The 16,777-nt window shown below is 48.1% G+C and carries 17 protein-coding genes; 9 read left to right on the forward strand and 8 right to left on the reverse strand.

Annotated features, from left to right (window positions below; all coding sequences use genetic code 11):
- Positions 1-24: 24 nt before the first annotated feature.
- Positions 25-237: a YgaP family membrane protein gene (locus D7M11_RS18375; protein ID WP_120748706.1), complete on the reverse strand. Its 213-nt coding sequence runs from the start codon at positions 235-237 to the stop codon at positions 25-27.
- 176 nt (positions 238-413) lie between these two features.
- Here D7M11_RS18375 and D7M11_RS37435 point away from each other — a divergent pair, with 176 nt between their 5' ends.
- From D7M11_RS37435 to D7M11_RS18390, 3 genes are all read left to right on the forward strand, one after another.
- A complete protein-coding gene (locus tag D7M11_RS37435) occupies positions 414-515 on the forward strand; it encodes a dihydrofolate reductase family protein (RefSeq protein ID WP_240041187.1) in 102 nt (33 codons plus the stop codon).
- Positions 516-804: 289 nt separating this feature from the next.
- Positions 805-1,047, forward strand: a complete 243-nt coding sequence (locus D7M11_RS18385; RefSeq protein WP_120748707.1) for a glycine zipper domain-containing protein — start codon at positions 805-807, stop codon at positions 1,045-1,047.
- A gap of 180 nt (positions 1,048-1,227) precedes the next feature.
- A complete protein-coding gene (locus D7M11_RS18390) occupies positions 1,228-2,100 on the forward strand; it encodes an aldo/keto reductase (protein ID WP_120748708.1) in 873 nt (290 codons plus the stop codon).
- A 112-nt stretch (positions 2,101-2,212) separates the two neighbouring features.
- Here the strand turns inward: D7M11_RS18390 and D7M11_RS18395 are convergent, their stop codons facing one another.
- Entirely contained in the window at positions 2,213-2,719 is a 507-nt protein-coding gene (locus tag D7M11_RS18395) for a DUF3995 domain-containing protein (protein WP_120748709.1), read from the reverse strand.
- 151 nt (positions 2,720-2,870) lie between these two features.
- Here D7M11_RS18395 and D7M11_RS18400 point away from each other — a divergent pair, with 151 nt between their 5' ends.
- Complete coding sequence (locus D7M11_RS18400; protein WP_120748806.1) at positions 2,871-3,380, forward strand: cupin domain-containing protein; 510 nt, start codon at positions 2,871-2,873, stop codon at positions 3,378-3,380.
- 54 nt (positions 3,381-3,434) lie between these two features.
- Here D7M11_RS18400 and D7M11_RS18405 read toward each other — a convergent pair whose 3' ends face one another.
- The 6 genes from D7M11_RS18405 to D7M11_RS18430 form a co-directional block, all read right to left on the reverse strand.
- Positions 3,435-3,830 (reverse strand): hypothetical protein, encoded by a 396-nt coding sequence (locus D7M11_RS18405; protein WP_205127070.1) that lies wholly within the window; start codon positions 3,828-3,830, stop codon positions 3,435-3,437.
- Between the two features lie 298 nt (positions 3,831-4,128).
- On the reverse strand, positions 4,129-4,371 hold the full coding sequence (locus D7M11_RS18410) for a glutaredoxin family protein (protein ID WP_120748710.1): 243 nt from the start codon (positions 4,369-4,371) through the stop codon (positions 4,129-4,131).
- A gap of 70 nt (positions 4,372-4,441) precedes the next feature.
- On the reverse strand, positions 4,442-6,877 hold the full coding sequence (locus D7M11_RS18415; RefSeq protein ID WP_120748711.1) for a heavy metal translocating P-type ATPase: 2,436 nt from the start codon (positions 6,875-6,877) through the stop codon (positions 4,442-4,444).
- Positions 6,878-7,021: 144 nt separating this feature from the next.
- Positions 7,022-7,354, reverse strand: a complete 333-nt coding sequence (locus tag D7M11_RS18420; protein ID WP_120748808.1) for a metal-sensitive transcriptional regulator — start codon at positions 7,352-7,354, stop codon at positions 7,022-7,024.
- Positions 7,355-7,508: 154 nt separating this feature from the next.
- The gene (locus D7M11_RS18425) at positions 7,509-8,954 is read right to left on the reverse strand and encodes an MFS transporter (RefSeq protein ID WP_120748712.1); all 1,446 of its coding nucleotides are present in this window, start codon (positions 8,952-8,954) and stop codon (positions 7,509-7,511) included.
- 336 nt (positions 8,955-9,290) lie between these two features.
- Positions 9,291-10,820, reverse strand: coding sequence for a multicopper oxidase family protein (locus tag D7M11_RS18430; protein WP_120748809.1), 1,530 nt, complete (start codon positions 10,818-10,820; stop codon positions 9,291-9,293).
- Between the two features lie 163 nt (positions 10,821-10,983).
- Between D7M11_RS18430 and D7M11_RS18435 the strand changes: the two genes are divergently transcribed.
- The 5 genes from D7M11_RS18435 (at position 10,984) to D7M11_RS18455 (ending at position 16,675) form a co-directional block, all read left to right on the forward strand.
- Complete coding sequence (locus D7M11_RS18435; protein ID WP_120748713.1) at positions 10,984-11,676, forward strand: response regulator transcription factor; 693 nt, start codon at positions 10,984-10,986, stop codon at positions 11,674-11,676.
- A complete protein-coding gene (locus D7M11_RS18440; RefSeq protein ID WP_120748714.1) occupies positions 11,673-12,737 on the forward strand; it encodes a sensor histidine kinase in 1,065 nt (354 codons plus the stop codon). Before D7M11_RS18435 ends, D7M11_RS18440 begins: the two co-directional genes overlap by 4 nt.
- Before the next feature lie 302 nt (positions 12,738-13,039).
- The gene (locus D7M11_RS18445) at positions 13,040-14,245 is read left to right on the forward strand and encodes a Gfo/Idh/MocA family protein (protein WP_120748715.1); all 1,206 of its coding nucleotides are present in this window, start codon (positions 13,040-13,042) and stop codon (positions 14,243-14,245) included.
- A gap of 26 nt (positions 14,246-14,271) precedes the next feature.
- Positions 14,272-15,588 (forward strand): ABC transporter substrate-binding protein, encoded by a 1,317-nt coding sequence (locus D7M11_RS18450; RefSeq protein ID WP_120748716.1) that lies wholly within the window; start codon positions 14,272-14,274, stop codon positions 15,586-15,588.
- An 88-nt stretch (positions 15,589-15,676) separates the two neighbouring features.
- Positions 15,677-16,675: a LacI family DNA-binding transcriptional regulator gene (locus D7M11_RS18455; RefSeq protein ID WP_158606697.1), complete on the forward strand. Its 999-nt coding sequence runs from the start codon at positions 15,677-15,679 to the stop codon at positions 16,673-16,675.
- Positions 16,676-16,777: the final 102 nt, after the last annotated feature.

A 16,777-nucleotide genomic window follows, 5' to 3' on the forward strand; every position in this document is an offset into this window, starting at 1 on the left:
AGAACGATCGGCTGCCTTTCTACATCAAGATAATAACCGCCGGCCTTCCTCTCGATTTCCATCACAATTTTGGATTCCAAGGACAGCATTCGCCGGACAATAACGGGTTACACCGGTGATGATCGGTGCTAATCCAATCAGCCCCCACCAACTTTTCGCGTACAGGCCCCAACCGACAATCGCTACTCCAACCGTTATTCTAATCGCTTGTTCGGTTTTACCAACGTTGCAATTCATGGTTAATATCCTCCTATAAGGCAATGTAATGACCGTTTTAGAATTTGTAACCAAAGGTCTTTCCATGCGAGGTCTGACGAAGACCGCTTTTTTTGAATTTAACTAGATTTGCTGGATCATCCAAATTATTATTTCGATAGGTCTGCCCGAGTCTCTAAAAAGCGACGGCGTTGCAATTGAAGGAGGAAGTGGGTACAGACATTCTGGTGATGGGAAGTGGGACTATCGTGCAGCAACTTGCCGAAGCTGGTTTGATTGATGAAATTCTTTTATCGTGACACCCGTTGTCGCCGGGGAAGGCAAACCGTTGTTTCAGCATGTAAACCAGTTCGGTCTTTCTCTTCTTGAGGCGAGAGTTTTCCAATCAGGTAACGTGGTGCTGCATTACGAATTCAAGAAATGAACGATTAGTCACGTTCTTAGGCCTTATTTCCTGCCCTCTCAACGAGTAGTGCCAAAAGCTCAGTCTGCTTACTACATGCTGGAGGGGATGTATTTTTTTAAATCGGTATGGGCAAGATAATTTTTGCAAAACCTCGTTTATTAAAACCTAAGGAGGTGATATAGATGACTAGAAACAACGAACGTAATCGAAACGATAATTATGACCGCAACACAACCGACACGGCTGGAGTTGATGCTGGAGAAGCGGTAGGAACCGTCGGCGGCGGTGCAGTAGGTGCTGCAGTAGGTACTGTTTTAGGAGGGCCTATTGGTACTGTTGTTGGTGGCATCGTAGGAGGAGCCTTAGGTAACAAGATTGGCGAAGGCGCTGATGATGACGAGGATACCGACACGCAAACCGAATAAAATAGAATGAGATCATAGCAACAACCACAACCCCCGTCCGTAAAACAACTGATGGGGGTATTATCTAATTTTCGAAATGCTTAATAACAGAAGCTGCTAATCCCCAGTTCGACTGGGGGTTCAGGAAAGCTTATAATTATGAGTATCGGAATACTTAATCCTATTCAAGGAGCTGGTATTATGCTGGAACGTACAATGGGCAGGCTGAATTACAAGACGTCCGTCATCATGTTTGGCGCTGCGAAGCTGGGCTCTGTTTCGCAGGAAGAAGCCGATACATCGATATCGTTCGCACTGAATAACGGCGTGCATCATTTTGATACCGCTGCCAGTTATGGAGATGCCGAAGTGCGCATGGGTCCGTGGATGCCAAATGTTCGGGACGGCATTTTTTTGGCGACCAAGACGGAGGAGCGCTCGAAAGAAAAAGCGAAAGAGCAAATTCGCCGCTCTTTGGAAAGACTGCGGGTCGATTCGCTGGATCTGATTCAATTGCACGCTGTAGGAGACATCGAAAACTTGGACTTATGCACGAGAAAAGGCGGGGCGTTGGAAGCGCTGATCGAAGCCAAGGAAGAGGGAATCGTCAAGGCGATCGGAATTACCGGACATGGACACGGCGCGCCGGCGACTCATTTGGAAGCGCTTCGCCGATACCCGTTCGATACGGTGCTGTTGCCGCTCAACTACTATTTGTATTCCATCCCGCAGTACAAGGAAGATTTCGATAAGTTTATGGAGGAAGCGGGGAAGCAGAACGCAGCCGTCAGAGTCATTAAAGCGATTGCGAAAGGCCCTTGGGGCGATGGGCAGCCGCGAAACTACTCCACTTGGTACGAACCGTTCGATCAGCAGGACATCATCGATGCCTGCGTTCACTTTGCGCTTTCGTTCCCCGGGGTAGTCGCATTGGCAAGTGCAGGCGACATTCATTTGTTTCCGAAAATTGTGGATGCGGCCAACCGTTTCGGCTCGATGAAGGACGAAGACGCACGTCGCATTTTGCAAGGAATTACCGAATATGCTTCTCCTTTTGCGGCGTCTATCTCGTGATGCCGGCGCCGAAGCCGCGTTTACCGATCAACCGGTATCGCGGCTTTGGTTTTTCTTTATGCGTACGATGTTCTCATATTCAGGCTGCTAGCATCACCGGCAGCCTATTGAGCTATTTCGCACTCTGGGTGAATGTCCAGGCCGCCCTAATGAACAGAAAACCGCCGAGCAACCACCATGGATCCCATAGCAACAGATGCCAACGAGCCGCTTCCGAGTGCATGGATTCGGGGGTGCTCATGATCCCTGCTTTCATAAGCCCGCGTACGACGAGGTTAGCTCCCGCATATAGCGTGAATAAGATTCCCGTGCCCCAAGCGGCGACGAGTAACATCCAGCGCGGTACCTTACTTCCCCAAGGTTGAACAAGCGCAAGCGCGAGCAATCCGACCAATGCTTTCGAAATGCCGGTCCCCCACAGTACCAATGAAAACCAGGCGGATTGTGACAACTCTGTAATGGTATCGCCAATCGTCGCCGTGCCGGCAGTTCCTCCCGCAGCCCAGTAGAAGCTTTTTGCGGCGAATGTAAACGACCATACGCATGCGAAATAAGCGGCGTAGGGTTTATATGGGGAGATTTTGGCTGATTGAGGAACGTTTTTGTCAGTATTCTCCATCTTAAGCACATCCTTTTTGGGTTTAAAGAAGGCTACTGCCCATTTTACACTCCTTTAAATAGGCAATTGCATAGGATGAAGAAGGTAATAATCGGGGAGGGAATTGCAATTGTACCGTCAATTAGGGTACCACCACCAGTGGCTCCATCCAATGTATTACAACTGGTATTACAACAATCGGAGCATTCATGATAACCCTTATTTATTCCATTATACGAATATTCAAAACGAAAGAAATCATTATAACGGAAACATCGCCTTAAAGGACTATGGGCCAAATCCACTTGTAATTAATATTGAAGAGGCTACTAAGCAAAACAATAATTACCGAACCGCAATATGGACAGGAAGACATCTACAAGTTACTTTGATGAGTATCAACGTTGGAGAAGATATCGGCTTGGAAACTCATCCGACACTCGATCAGTTCCTACGTATTGAAGAAGGTCAAGGACTTGTTAAAATGGGAAAGAGTAAAGACAGATTGGATTTTCAAGCAAATGTCCATGAAAATTATGCAATCATGGTTCCTGCCGGAACGTGGCACAATCTAATTAATACGGGGAATAAGCCGATAAAACTTTACTCGATTTATGCGCCTCCACAGCATCCACATGGCATAGTTCAAGAAACAAAACCAATAGCAACGGCTGCCGAGTAAAACAGCAGAGCGGATTGAACCGGGCGTGATGCTCAGGATTCTATCCGCTTTTGTTTAATTCCAAGGTAATGGTTTCCTCGGGAAGAATTGTCTAAAAGGGATGATCAATCCCAGGAGAGATATAACAATAAAAACAACTTGATGGATATGATCATTCTCTGGTGGCAACCCGCCCACCAGATGTAAAGTCCAGAAAATGGGGTAATACCAAAGAATAAACCATGCCCATCTTTCTTTTCTTCTGTATGACAGGAGCGTGATCATGGTACCGAATAAACCCATTCCTGTCGTTGCAATGCCAAGCGCTCGCACCAATCCCAAATCATAAGAACCTGCGGTCTGTGGGTACACGGAAACCAATATTCCAAAGATCAGGATCCCGATTCCAGTAATTAAAAGGAATATCCAGCTAATTCTGAGAAGGTTAGTCTGTTCTTTGAATACCGCCATATTCGCACCCCCTATACTCGTTTTTACTAAGGTTTTCTATTCATATTCTCGGTGAGAAGGGTATATCCTTTTTCGTTGAACAGACTAAATAGGTAATTATCTTACTCATGAAAGGTTGGTTCTTTATAAGTTGGAATAAATCCTGTGAAGATAGATAGAACCGCTTGGCCTGATCTTTGTTGTCGGGTACAAGAAAATTAAAAAAGCCGCAAACTGCGGCTTTTTTTAGCAGTATAGGCTTCCGGTCGCAGAATAAGCGGTTCCGGAGGCCTTGGATCTAATCCATTACGGATAAGATCTAGGTACTTAGCAATTCGCTGATCTCACTTAAATTTTCTGCAAATCCAACAAACACCTTATCGCCAATCACGATCGTCGGTACAACTTGTTTTCCCGTCAAGTTCCAGACTTCTTCTGCATACTTGACATTTTCTTCGCAGTTATAATCTATATAGGCGATCCCGTGTTCTTTGAAGTAACGTTTGGCATAGTTACAGTCGCTGCATGTGGGGATTGAATAAATTTTAATTGGTTCCTTCATTTCAAGATCACTCCTTGTCTAGACTACCGTTATGCTACAACGTTATATCCCTTATTTTTTTCATCAGCATTTAATGGCGTACTTTAACACGCTGAAGGCGAAGCGCATTGAGAACAACGGAAACAGAACTTAATGCCATCGCAGCACCTGCTACCCAAGGTGCCAGCAAGCCAATTGCAGCAATCGGTATTCCGAGGGTGTTATAACCAAGTGCCCAAAATAAATTTTGTTTGATGTTGCTCATTGTCTTGCGGCTCATATAAATCGCATCCGGGATGCTTGTCAGATCACCGCGCATGAGGGTTACATCCGCTGCCTCCATGGCCACATCAGTACCGGTTCCGATAGCCATACCAATGTCCGCTGTTGCCAGAGCAGGGGCATCATTAATACCGTCTCCGACCATGGCCACTTTTTTCCCTTGAGCTTGCAGTTTCTTCACTTCTTCGGCTTTACCTTCCGGAAGCACTTCTGCGCGAACATGATCGATGCCGACTTGAGCCGCAATAGCCTTGGCCGTCCGTTCATTATCGCCTGTGATCATGATGACCTCAATTCCCATTTCTTTCAGGCGGCTCACAGCGGCCTTCGATGTTTCCTTAATCGTATCCGCCACAGCGACCATACCTGCAAAGCGGTTATCGATCGCAACAAGCATGGCTGTTTTTCCGGCCTCTTCCAAACGAGACATCGATGCATAAGCTTGCTTTGCATCCACTTCGTATTTATCCATCAATCTGCGAGTCCCGATCAGCATTTGTTTGCCTTCTACCACAGCTTTGATCCCGAAACCTGGAATTGCCTCGAACGATTCTGTACTCGGCAGCTCGATGTTTTTTTCCTGAATGCCTGCAACGATGGCTTCCGCCAGGGGATGCTCCGAGTTTTTCTCCGCCGCGCCGACGAGTCTGAGGAATTGCGTTTCGTTTTCTTCCGTCAAAACGTCTGTCAGCTCCGGTTTCCCCTTCGTAACGGTACCGGTTTTATCCAAAATGATCGCGTTTATCTTATGCGTTTGTTCCAAATGCTCGCCGCCTTTGAACAAGATCCCGAATTCCGCCGCGCGACCGGAACCTGCCATGATGGAAGTCGGCGTTGCCAAACCAAGGGCGCAAGGGCAGGCAATGACGAGGATGGCGATTGCCTTTTCCAAAGCTTCTGCTAGTTGACCAGGCGTAACGAAGAAATACCATACCAAAAATGCGACAACTGCGATCCCTACGACAATCGGAACAAAAATGCCGGAAATGATGTCCGCTACCCGTTGAATCGGCGCTTTGGAGCCCTGTGCTTCTTCTACGACTTTAATAATTTGAGCAAGCGCTGTTTCTTTGCCTACTTTCGTTGCCTTAATCCGGAGCATGCCGTTTTTGTTGATGGTGGCTCCGATTACAGAGTCGCCGACTTTTTTCTCCACAGGAAGACTTTCGCCGGTGAGCATCGATTCATCTACAGACGACACGCCTTCAAGTACTTCTCCATCGACCGGTACTTTGTCGCCGGGACGTATAAGTACGATATCCTGGGCGATGACTTCATCCACCGAAACCGTCAGCTCTTGGCCGTCACGAACAACCAAAGCTGTTTTCGCCTGTAGACTCATCAAAGATTTGATCGCTTCCGATGTGCGCCCTTTGGCGAGCGATTCGAACAGTTTCCCTAGAATGACCAGCGTTATCAGGATCGCGCTTGTCTCGTAATACAAGGATGGTCCGTGATGGACACTGCCTCCCCGAGCGAACCAATCGATTGTCAGATAGAGGCTGTAGAAATAAGCGGCCGAGGTTCCGAGCGAAACCAGAACATCCATGTTGGCACTTCCATTGCGAAGTGCTTTATACGCACCTACATAAAACTGCCTTCCGACATAAAATTGTACCGGAGTAGCCAAGACAAACTGGAACCATGGGTTCATGAGTACTTCCGGCATGTAGATCCATGAAGTGAATGAAAAGTGAGCGACCATGCTCCACAAAAGAGGGATGGAGAGTACCGCTGAAATCAGCAATTTCCGTTTTTGATGGCGAATATCTTGATTGCGATGATCTCCCGCGTTTTCATGTTCCTGCTTCGAGATCGCTTTGTAGCCAAGCTGTTTGACCTTGTTTTGCATATCCTCAACCGAGACTTCACCCGGCGAATATTCGACCCGTGCTGTCTCCATCGCAAAGTTGACGGAGGCGCTTGTAACGCCGGGCATTTTGCTAAGCCCCTTCTCGATCCTATTCGCGCACGCAGCGCACGTCATCCCTTCAAGTTTGAACTGAGCCACATCTTTGGCCGTATCGTATCCGAGTTTTTTTATCGTTTCTTCCAAATTTTGGGCGCCGATTATCGCCGGATCATAAGTAATACTCGCTTTTTCCAAAGCAAAATTTACATTGGCGGAAGCGACGCCTTCCAATTTACCCAAGCCTTTCTCAATGCGGTTCGCACAAGCTGCGCAAGTCATACCTGTGATTTGCAAAGTTGTTTGCTTCGTTTCCTGAGTAGCGGTTGCTGCCACGATTGTTCACTCCCTTATACCCATTTCCATTGATCTTCTTGTTTTTAGTATACCCCACTACCCTATATTTAGTCAACGGTTTTTTACAATACCCCGGAATCCTATATTCCAGACAAAAGAAAAAGCAGCAAAAGCTGCCGATTTTTATTTAATTAACTTATTCATGGTTGTCATAAGTTCCGTCAAAACCTCGGTGTCGCCTTCTTGAATCCTCTCGATGATACAGCTTTTGAGGTGATGCTCCAGCAGAAGCTTTCCGACTCCGTTTAAAGCAGATTGAACAGAGGCGATCTGATTCAGAACATCATCACAATACGTATCTTTATCAATTAACCCTTTTATACCGCGTATTTGACCTTCAATCCGATTTAATCGGCTGACTAAGCTGTTTTTCACTTTATCCGAATGATGGCTTTTTCGATCGGATCCATCGGGCGAGCAGCAACCCGAATCATGTTCACTTACATGCTCCAGCATTTCCATATCAACACTCATCTGATTCGCCTCCTATACAAGTATTATACTATAGCCCCACCCCCTATACAATGAGGTTCGTTTGAAAGGGGGTGGGGAGGGATTGTTCGATTGAAGTCTCCAGCCAAGCGATTCGTTAGCTAGAGACCTATCCTAATCACATTGCCGCCGGCCCGCTTGATTCCCCTTGTTTGGGTGAACGTATAAAGAGAAATGCTAAAACAGCTCCTGCAAAGGCCACGATGCCGGACCAAAAAAATGCTTGATGAAACCCGGTATTCAAAGCTGTTAATGAATCGCTCCCTGTTTGGGAGGCTGCTCCCCCTGCAGCGATCGCCACCATAATGGCCAAACTAATGGCCGAGCCGATCTGGTAACTGGTATTAGCCAAGCCGGATGCCAGGCCCGCCTCTTCCGGTTTCGCTCCTGACATGGCTGCCATCGTTGCCGGGATATATGCAAGAGACATACCGAGCGCCCCTAATAACGATGCCGGGAGGACGTTCGCAACAAAAGTACCGTCTACCGGTGTATTTCCGGAAAATATAAGCATGGATACTCCAAGAGCGATCAAGCCGATCACTAAATTAGCTTTCATTCCGAACTTCCCGATCCATTTGCCTGTAATGAACATCATGAAAATCGCAATCAGGATCGTCATCGGCAGCAAAGCAACCCCGCCGGCGAAGGCGGAAAATTTCAAAATCTGCTGCATGTAAAGGTTGAGGAAATACCAAAGCGGAATCCAGCCTCCGGACAGCATGATAAGCGCAATATTCCCGGCTGCCAAGTTGGGTGCTCTAAATATTCGAAGCGGTACAAGAGGCTCTTTTTTAACAGCCTGCATGAAAAGAAAGAGAATGAAAAGAACAGCTCCTAAAATGAGGGTCCATAGAGTGGACGGCGAAGTCCACCCCTTATGCTCTGCAGTTACTATGCCGTATACGATTAAAACTAAAGCGGCTGTGACGAAGAGGGCGCCCGTAACATCAATACTCCCTTTTTTGCGCAGCCCTTTCGACAACAGGGCAGGGGCTAACCATAAGGCAAAAATACCGACTGGAACATTGATTAGAAATGTCCACTTCCAACTCAGCCATTCGGTAATCACTCCTCCAAGAAACACGCCGGCAGACCCTCCCGCCGCCGCTGAAGCGCCCCAGAAGCCAAGAGCCTTGCCCAGCTCCTTCGGGTTTCCGCTAAACAACATCATGACAATCGTTAATGCCGACGGTGCAATTAAAGCGGAACCGAACCCTTGCAATGCGCGGCCAACGTTAAGCGCCATATCGCTCCATGCCAATCCTGCAAGCAGGGAGGCCAAGGAAAGGATGGAAAAACCCCAGATGAAGATAGTTCGTTGACCGAATAGATCGGATAATCGGCCGCCGAGCAATAGCAAACCGCCAAAGAAAATGACATAGGCGTTAAATACCCACTGTAAGCTTTCCTGCGTATATCCGAGTGCTTCTTTAATGGCCGGTAATGCTACCCCGATAATCGAGGTGTCCATAATTACCATAAAATTTGCAAGGCAAAGCAAAGCCAATGCTTTCCAGCGCTTAGGATCGGCTTGCAATAAAGCTTGTGATTGCTTCGACATACTATAACCTCCAGATGAGCAGAATCCTCCGAAGAACTCTCTCCAGTCAAGATAACCTCGTGACGGCCGTCATAAAACGAGATTTGTGGAGAGCCATATTTTTCCGGATTACGACCATTATAGTATAGGCCCCTACCCTATTGTCAAGATCCTTTTTTGTTGCGAGTATGATTTGTTTTATTTTCATGTAGGGGTAAGGGAGATGGTATTTGGAGCATGTTGTATGAAGCAGGATTATTGGGTATTCGCAAAAATAATCACCCGAAATAAACCCGGCCAAATGGCCAGGTTATTGCGAGTGATTGGCTTCAACACCGGCGAACGCTCAGTATGGTATCACTCCGGTTTATTTCCTGCATGGGGGTCTGCAACAAAATCAGCCTTATAGTCTGTATATTTTAATTCCGTTACCATGCCAGACGAAGCATGATGAAGATCGTGACAATGGAACATCCAATTCCCTTCATTATCAGCTTCGAATGCAACAACGTATTCTTCGCCCGGCTTCAAATTCAGCGTATCCTTAATAAGGGGGGACCCTTCAAGCGGTTTCCCGTTTTTGCTCAGCACTTGAAAGAAGTGCCCGTGCAGGTGCATCGGATGATCGTCGGTTTTCGAGTTATTGACGAGGCGAACCTTGATGGTATCTCCTTTTTTAACATTTATCGGTTCGGTTTTCGGAAACGTTTTTCCGTTTATGGTGTAGACCATGTCGCCGTTTTTCATTTCGGTGTTCAAATTCATTGTGTATTCCAACGTATACTTCTGACCTAACGTAAAGGTAGCTTTGCCCGCTTGGCCGTAACGGCTTATATCGACGGCCGCCAGCTTCTCCGATTCATTCGCCTTGTCGGAACCTGTGGCAGCTCCTTCATAAACGATCGTCGCCTTCATCCCTTTAACTGCTGTGTTGCCGCCATGGTCCTCGATCAACCATTTGCCTGGGTTGTTCGCTACAAATTCAATATCGTAACGCTCTCCTGGAGCAATACTTATCACATTATCTTTCAAAATACCCGGGTTATTTATCGGCTGCCCATCGGCAGAAATAACTTTGTACTCGTGTCCGTGCAAATGAATTTGATGAGACAAATACCCTGCATTGATCAAACGGATTCGGACTTTATCTCCCTGCTTGACAGGGAGCTGATCGACCAGCGAGCCGGATTTTCCATTGATGGTGTACAGATCGTACATGCTCATATCGTGTCCCATATTCATCATACTGTGGTCCATGCCGGACATCTTGCCTCCGGACATATTCATGCCTGACATTTCCCCGGAGCTCATCCATTCATCCAGCATCAGTGTATAATCGCGGTCCGCTTTATCCTCGTTGTTACCTTCTACAACGAAAGAACCGTACAGCCCGCGATCCAACTGATTTACACTATCCTGATGGGAATGGTACCAGTAGGTGCCGGGGACATCCGCTTTAAACTCGTACGTAAACGACTGGCCCGGTTGAACCGCATTTTGCGTTACGCCCGGTATGCCGTCCATCGCATTGGGCACGGGAACGCCGTGCCAATGAATGGTGACTGGCTCCGGCAACTGGTTCTTCAAGTTAATCTTAACGGTATCTCCTTGCTTAACCCGTATTTGCGGCCCGGGAACCGAATTATTAAATGTCCAGACCGGCAAAGTTTTGCCGGGAGCTATTTCCTGATTGCTTACGGAAGCCGTCAAATCAATGCCTTTGCCCGTTAGAACAGCCGGCTTCACCGTTTTCGTATCCGTCGTCTCTTTCGGAGCTTGTTGCGTCCCTTCCATATTCATTTTGGAGTGATCCATTTCGTTTTTTGAATCGGAACAACCCGCCAATACGACGGATAAAGCTCCGATTGCAAGTAGACTTTTAAACATCCAGCTAGCCATGATTTATCCTTCCTTTCTGTATCAAAAAATTGGATAGATCCATCATAACCGGTTCATATGTAGAACTTTTGAAGAAAGGGGAGCTACATCGTTTCTACACAAGTGGCTGGTACGGTAGACTACATGTATTGTGTATGGATGGAGGTTAGTGATGAAAACGATATTAGTTGTAGATGATGAACCTAAAATTCGAGATGTCGTTGTGTCCTATTTAAGCAAAGAGGGCTTTCAGACGGTTGAGGCCGAAACTGGCTCAGAGGCCATCCAGATCGTGCAAAACGAATCGGTAGATTTCGTCATTCTCGATCTCATGCTCCCTGATATGGAGGGCGAGCATGTTTGCCAATCGATACGACAAATCCATTCCGTTCCGATTCTGATGCTGACCGCCAAGGTTTCGGAACATAATCGGATTAAGGGGTTATCCGTAGGAGCTGACGATTACTTGATCAAACCTTTCGATCCGCGTGAAGTGGTGGCGCGAGTACGTGCCATCTTGCGGCGGACCGACGACTCCTACTTGCTTGCGGACCGGCTGGCCTTTAACAAAGGGGAGCTGACAATCGATTCGTTGAGGCAGCATGTGTACCGCGGCGGTGAACTGGTGAGCTTGACTCCGAATGAATATAAGCTGCTGCTCCTTATGGCCAAACATCCTCAGCGCATTTTTTCGCGGGAACAACTCGTGGAAAGAGTGCTTGGTTATGATTTTGAAGGGGACATTCGCACGATCGATCAGCATGTGAAAAATATCCGGCAAAAAATAGAAATGGATCCCAAGTCGCCTAAATATATTGTGACGGTGTATGGGACGGGCTACCGTTTTGCGGGAGGCACAGTATGAACAGGCTCCATACCCGTTTAGCGCTAATGATAATAGGAATTGCTGCCGGTATTGTCTTGATTTCGACCATCAGCCTCATTTTAACCACTCACTATCACTTCTCGTTGTATCAAACACAAGCCGGCATGAGTCATCCATTTCCGGAGCTCGATTACCATTTAGAACAAGCACTTATGCAAACGATCGTTTGGACGTGTCTAATTTCCATTGCACTTGCGATCTTTCTCGGTTTTTATGTGGCCAGACGGATTTCGGCTCCTCTTGTGCATATGACACGTGTTGCGGAACGAATGACGGGAGGGGAATGGAGCACAAGAGTAGTTATTCGCGGGAAGGATGAGCTTGCAGATTTGGGAGTGTCACTTAATACTCTCTCAGGTCAGCTTCAACAGCACGAGCAGCTGCGCATTACGATGACGGAAGATATCGCCCACGAGCTGCGGACCCCGCTGGCCACGCTCAAAAGCCATATGCGGGCCTTGGAGGACGGGATTTGGGAGCCCACGCCGGAGCGCATCCACTCCTGCTACGAAGAAATTGAACGATTAACGCAGCTGGTGGCCGAACTGGAAGACTTGACCCATGTGGAATCGCCGGGTTTTCAATTGGCGAAAAAAGAAGAATCGTTGTCGGTTATCATTGAGAGAGGTGTAGAATTGGTTGCGGCTGCCTACCGGGAAAAAAACGTCATCTTAAGAGGAGCAGTTAGCCCGAATATCCGTGCTTATGTGGATTTTGACCGGATCATTCAAATCCTTGTCAATCTGCTTAGTAATGCGCTGAAATTTACTCCAGAACGAGGAGAAGTGCGTGTTGAGGGAAGCGAGGACGGCAGTCATGTTAGGATCCAAGTTCAGGATACGGGGACGGGCATCCCGCAAGAGGACTTGCCCTATGTGTTTGAACGCTTTTATCGAGCGGATAAGTCTCGCAATCGGCGGACCGGCGGCAGCGGCCTGGGGCTGACCATTGTAAAGGAATTGGTCGCAGCTCACGGCGGGGACATATCGGTGGAGAGCGGGCAAGGTACTACGTTTACCATACGGCTTCCCAAGGGATAGCCAATCGGCTTTTTATGCAACCTATATAACTGTGTTAAAGTTCTGTAGCGGCAATATAACAAGAAAAAAATCCGTTTAAAGCCATCTCAAAGGCTAAAAGCGGATTTTTTGTGTTTTGAAAGTCTCCGGGGGCGATCGCTTCGAATGGGCCGGTTCGGTCACCGGGCTCTTGATGGCAAAAAAAAGTATTGCTACGATGGAAAACGTTTGGTATATTTATTTTCATCGAATAATTCGTTTATATAAAAGGATTATTTGATAATTGATAAACAATAATAGAAAACGTTAAAGTAGGTGCTAAAGTGAAAAAATATGCCATCGTAGGAACAGGGGACAGGGCGGCAGCATTCGGAAAACCGATGGCGGACGCTTTCCCGAACGAGGTCGAGTTTGTAGGCGTGTTCGATAGTAATCCGTTGCGAGCCCATACATTCGCTCAAGAGCATGGCGGAGTTCCCGTTTATACCGATTTCGATACTATGCTTTCTCAAAGCGGCGCCGAGTTGTATGTCATTGCAACGCCGGATTATACCCATCACAAATACATCATCCGGACGATGGAAGCCGGTTTTGACGTTGTTACCGAAAAGCCGATGACGACAGACAGCGACAAGTGCAAAGCGATATTGGAAGCGGAACAGCGCACAGGGCGGCAAGTGACGGTAGCCTTTAATTGCAGGTTTATGCCCTATATGGCCCAATTGAAAACAATCATCGAGGAGGGGACGATCGGCCGGATTTTGAGCATCGATTTTAACTGGTACCTCGACACGCTTCACGGAGCGCAATATTTCCGCCGTTGGCACCGGCATATGCATCAAAGCGGCGGGCTGTTCGTGCACAAATCGACCCATCACTTCGATCTGGTCAATTGGTGGCTGGACGATGAGCCGGTGCAAGTGGGTGCGATGGGAACCAGGCAATATTTCGGGGCTTCGAGGGAACAGAGAGGGGAACGATGCCTAACGTGCAGCTTCAAAAAATCGTGCGAGCATTATATCGATATTCAAGCGAGCAGATACCTCCGCGAGTTTTATTACGATAACGAGAAGGAAGACGGGTATATCCGGGACAAATGCGTGTTTGGCGACGATATAGATATTTACGACACGATGTCAGCCCAAGTTCAATACAAAAGAGGCGCCTTGCTGAACTACACCTTGGTGGCGCACAGTCCGTATAAAAATTGGTCCGCCACGTTTAATGGAACGGGGGGGAGAATGGAAGCGGGCGAATATTTCAGGGGACCTCGAGCCGAAGAGCCTATGCACCACATTCAAATCTATAACCGCGCCGGAGAGGTGATCAGCCGGCAGTCCAAAAAAGCGACAGGCTCACATGGCGGCGGTGATTACCGTCTTCAACAGATGATCTGCACGCAAGCGGAGGATGAGCTGCGGCAGCGCGCCGGTTCCAAGTCGGGAGCGATGGCCATGCTGATCGGTGTTGCCGCGAATCGTTCGATTGCAGAAGGAAAGAATATACGGATTCAAGATTTGCTGGATTGAATTCATTAGGCGACGAGGAGGATACGATGTCAAAGAAATCGATTACCGTAACAGGACTTATTTTGCTGACCCTCGGCTTTTCGGCTGCTTGCCAAAAGCAGGAGAATAAGGAAACGACAGCCCCGCCGAAGGCCGAGGAAGCGGTTGCCGATCAAAAGCTGGAACTCGTCTTCCATTCGAGCAGCGGAGATACAGAAGAATCGTTTAACTCCTTTTATGGAGACGCGCTCAGGAAAAAGTTCCCGAATTGGACGATCACCTATATTCGCAGTGCTGCAGGGAGGACGCTTCCGGAGCTGCTCGGAATGAAACAAAAAGTGGACGTTCTGTACAGCGCAAGCAATACGTTTAACGAGATGGCCATGCCTGTTGAGCTTCAATATAATATGACCGGGCTCATTCAAAAGCACGGTATCGATCTGGGACAGTACCAATCGGATTTGATAGAAGGGCTGCGTACGACAAATGGCGAAATGTATGCGCTGCCAATCACCAATATCGTTCAGTCGTTATTTTACAACAAAACGATCTTCGATCAGTTCGGCGTGCCGTATCCCGTAGACGGCATGACTTGGGCAAACATGCTGCAAACGGCCCAGCGGCTGACGCGGAAAGAGGGGGATAAGCAGTATCTTGGCTTTGCCGCATCTCCGTCCTTTCTGAGCATGAATCCGTACGGACAATCGTTCTGGGATACGAAGTCGGACATGCCGACATTCCAGGAGGAAGTTTGGAAACGTCTGGTTCAGCAATATTTTATCGATCCGGCGCAAGGGGCGGGTTATAAGGAATGGGTGGTTGCGAGCAATCGCCTTCCCTACCGGCTGGAATTGACCAATGCCCAGCTACTGGCGATGTTTGTATTTAACTCGCAGTTTCCCCTCACTGTCCCGGAAGATATGAAGAAGATAGATTGGGACATGGTCGCACTGCCCACTCTTGCAGAGGAGCCCGGCGTTGGCTCGCAGTCGACTCCGTACGTCATGGGGGTTACCAGCATATCGGAGAACAAGGATGCCGCCATGATGGCGATTCAATATTTGATGTCGCTGGAGATGCAGAGCGATTATTCCAGAAAAGGTTATATGCCGGTACTGGATCGCGAAGACGTCCGCAGTTCGTTTGCGCAGGATACGATATTTAAGGGGGAAAACTGGAAATCGGTTTTCTACAACAAACCGGGCCCAATGGCGAAAAGCAGCCGGTATGAGCTGATGGCGGGCAAACAGCTGCAGGCGGTCGTTCCTCGAATCGTGAAAGGGGAGATCGATTTGAATACCGCGCTGAGAGAAGCTGGCGAGAATGCGCAAAAGGCGGTTGCGGAGGCAAAAAAGCAGCGTTAAGATGCCTTACCCGCCGTGAATGGCAATGTCCCCGATTCTCCTTTATAATGGGAGCATAGAACAGAACTTTCATGAATCGGGTGAATACGTGGTTACGATTAAAGATATTGCACAGATGGCGGGCGTCAGCTTCACGACAGTGTCGAAAGCGCTTAACGGCGAACCGGGGGTTCGCGAGGAAACCAGAAACAAAATTCTGGCAATCGCGAGCAAACTGAATTATGTCCCGAATCTGGCCGCCCGCCGCCTCGTTGACCGTAAATCGGACAGCATCGGTTTGATTTGGCCGAACAAATCCGGCCTGTTTCTATATCATCTGTTCGAGCAATTTCAAATCCAGGCCGAAAAGGCGGGATATTCGGTAATGGTTGCGTTGGGAAACCCGACGGCGTCGGTTCGGACATTCATGAAACATTTTGTCGATACGATTGTGGTATGGCCGTCTTCAGAAAATACGTCCCCGGAATTTATTCAGGCGAGAGAGGCGTTTCAGGGGACGCTGCTGATGTTCAACAGTTCTCCAAGTCCCTACTACCATACCATATCCATTGACCGGCAAGAGGCGATTCAACAAGCTGTAGATCATCTTGCCGGACTCGGCCATCGAAAGATCAGCTTTATCGGCTACAATTCGGAGAAGATCACCGGGTTTGACCGGGCCACGCAGCTTCTGGAGCTGGAAGAGCATCCCGACCGCCTCATCTTCACTCCGAAAAACGCTGCGGAATCGTGGAATCGGGTAGCGGACATGCTCCGCAAACCCAAATCGCAGCGGCCGACGGCTCTCATCGTCGACAGCTATATCGCCATGTTCAAATTGCTGAAGCTGTGTAAAACATATAGTTTGCGAATCCCTGAGGATTTTTCGCTCATCGCCTACGACGATGTTCCAGAACTTGAGGAGATCACGGATATTGCCGTTACGACAGTTGGGCCAAGCGTCGAGCATTTAGCTAGCGCGGCACTGGACATTTTGTTCGAACTTAGACAGGGGCATCCGGCAGAAGTCGGGCATCGCCACGTAAAAGTGGCTTCGCAATTGACTGTCCGCGGAACGACCAGACCGGTCTCGGACTATGCGTTGTGAGATTAATACGAGCAAATGAATTCCAGAAATGGATCGCGGTTGTCACCTTAAGGTGACAACCGCTTTTTTGGATTCGAGCCGACTATGAATCTGTGAAATTAT

This window comes from Paenibacillus ginsengarvi, from assembly GCF_003626695.1.
Classification (GTDB): domain Bacteria; phylum Bacillota; class Bacilli; order Paenibacillales; family NBRC-103111; genus Paenibacillus_AB; species Paenibacillus_AB ginsengarvi.